Origin of the sequence: Arthrobacter sp. HMWF013 (assembly GCF_003061105.1) — a bacterium.
GTDB lineage: Bacteria > Actinomycetota > Actinomycetes > Actinomycetales > Micrococcaceae > Arthrobacter.
The window spans coordinates 1-2,392 of sequence record NZ_QAIQ01000115.1; the positions used below are offsets into that span (position 1 = coordinate 1).

Below are 2,392 nucleotides of genomic sequence, written 5' to 3' on the forward strand. Positions count from 1 at the left end.
CCATCATGTCCCCCACCCGGTACGAATGGGCGCTGGCCGACATGGCAGCGTGGTTCGCCGGCGCCGTCGTGGTCCCCATCTACGAGACGTCCGCCCTGCCCCAGGTGACGGCCATCCTCACCGACGCCGAGGTGCGGCTGGCGGTAGCCGGCAGCGCCGGGCACGCCCTCCTGCTGGAGCGGGGTTTCGACCATGCAGGGATCACCGGCCTGGGCGTCTGGACCATGGACACCCGGCCCGGCGCGGACCTGGCCGCCCTGGTGCTGCTCGGCGCCGGCGTTCCGGACAGCGCCGTGGAGGAGCGGCGCCTGCTCGCGGACCTGGATACGGTGGCCACCATCGTCTACACCTCCGGCACCACCGCCGCACCGAAAGGCGCCCTGATCACCCACGGCAACTTCGTGGGCCAGGTCCTGAACGTGGCCGCCGCCTACACGGAAGTGGTCCGCGAGGGCGGCAACACCATCATCTTTCTGCCCATGGCGCACGTGCTGGCCCGGGGGCTGCAGCTGATCTGCCTGGCCAACGGCATGAGGATCGCGCACCTGTCTGATCCCCGCGATGTGGTGCCCGCCCTCGGCGCCCTCAAGCCCACCTTCCTGGTGGTGGTCCCCCGGGTGCTGCAGAAAATCCAGGCGTCCGCCGCGGCCGCCGCGTCGAAGAAGCGCCTCGGCCGCGTGTGGGCATCGGCGCAGCGCACCGCGGTGGAGTGGGGACGGTTCGCCGAAGCGCACGACGCCGGCACCGTCGTGCGTGCCCCGTTCGGCCTGCGTGCCAGGCACGCGCTGTTCGACCGGCTCTTCTACGCACGCCTCCGCAAGCTGGTGGGCGGGCGCCTGGGCTACCTGCTGTCCGGCGCCGCCGCGCTCGACGCGGACCTGTCCCTGTTCTTCCGCGGCCTGGGCCTGCCGGTCATCGAGGGCTACGGCCTCACCGAAACCACTGCCCCGCTGACCGGGAACATGCCCGGGGCGATCAGCGCGGGGTCCGTGGGCGTCCCGATGCCCGGAACCACCGTGCGCCTCTCGGACCAGGGCGAGGTGCTGGCCCGCGGTGTGGGGGTGTTCGCCGGCTACCGCAGGCCTGCCGACAACGCGGACGCCTTCACCGACGGGTTCTTCCGCACCGGCGACCTCGGCGAACTCGATGACCTGGGACGGCTCAGCCTCAAGGGCCGGATCAAGGACGTCATTGTCACCGCCGGCGGCAAGACCATCTCCCCCGCCATCTGGGAAGGGTATGTGGAGGGCGATCCGCTGGTGGCGCACGCCGTGATGGTGGGCGAGGGCAAGCCCTACCTCGGCGGGCTGGTGCTGCTGGACCCGGAGTCCGTGGCGGCCTGGGCCGAGCGGGAGGGCATCGCCGATCTCGCCGGCCTGCGGATCCCGGACGACGGCGGCGCCGTCCAGATCGAGGACGCGCGGCTCCTCCACGCCATCGGCAAGGCGGTCACTGCCGCCAACGCGAAGATCGCCCGCTCCGAGCAGGTGCGGCGGTTTGTGCTGCTGCTCGCCGATCTCAGCGAGACTAACGGAAATGTCACCCCCACCATGAAGCTCAAGCGCGGCGCCTTCACCGAACGCGCCCGCCACATCGTGGACAACCTCTACGCCGATACAAGGAGCCAAGCATGAGCACCAACGTCAAGAGGTGGCTGCTTGCGTACGCTGTGGCCGCGGTGGTTTTCGCCGTCCTCGACGTCGTCTGGATCACCACCGTGGCCAGCAGGCTGTATGAAAGCCAGATCGGCGGGCTGCTCGCGGACAGCCCCAATGTGGCGGGCGCCGTGGCCTTCTACGTCATCTTCGTGGCGGGGATGGTGCACTATGGCGTCCAGCCCAACAAACCTGACGCCACGCTGCGGCAACGGGTGACCGGAGCTGCGCTGTTCGGCTTCTTCACCTACGCCACGTGGGCGCTGACCGGGCTCGCCGTCCTCAAGGATTTCCCCTTGATCGTTGCCCTCACGGACATCGCCTGGGGAGCCGTGGCCTGCAGTGTGGTCACCTGGCTCACGGCCACGCTCCTGAAGCCGGGCCGGGCCAGGCGAAGCACCTCCTAGCGGGGGTGCCCGACGGCGGCAGGCGGGTTCCGCCGTCGGCCGCGTTTTAGCTGGGTTCCTGCACGTCCTGGATGACCTCGTTGTGGCGGAGGAACCACGGCTTGAACGGCGGATCGAAGCGGGCGAACCGGGGCGGCCCCACCGCGGTCAGCCCTGCGAGGGTCAATGCCGCCTGCAGCCCGGTGTTGTGGCGCGCAAAGGACTTTTCCGTGCCGCTGCCGGAGAAGCGCACGGCCGCCGCGAGCGAACCCGGAACGGCCCGGATGGTGACGTCGGAGTTCGTGGGGACCGGCGCGCTCCCGGCGGTGACCCCCGCCGGGAGCACAAAGG

General features: G+C 70.4%; 3 protein-coding genes. 2 read left to right on the plus strand and 1 reads right to left on the minus strand.

The window, feature by feature from the left end; genetic code table 11:
- Positions 1-1,634, plus strand: a 1,634-nt coding sequence (locus DBR22_RS05285) for an AMP-dependent synthetase/ligase (protein ID WP_108598113.1), incomplete at its 5' end; no start/stop codon positions are given.
- Positions 1,631-2,062, plus strand: coding sequence for a DUF2177 family protein (locus DBR22_RS05290; RefSeq protein WP_108598114.1), 432 nt, complete (start codon positions 1,631-1,633; stop codon positions 2,060-2,062). The genes DBR22_RS05285 and DBR22_RS05290, both read left to right, overlap by 4 nt.
- Positions 2,063-2,108: 46 nt before the next feature.
- On the opposite strand, the gene DBR22_RS05295 is transcribed toward DBR22_RS05290, so the two are convergent.
- Positions 2,109-2,392 (minus strand): SOUL family heme-binding protein (locus DBR22_RS05295; RefSeq protein ID WP_146187397.1); only part of this gene is annotated, 284 nt, incomplete at its 5' end.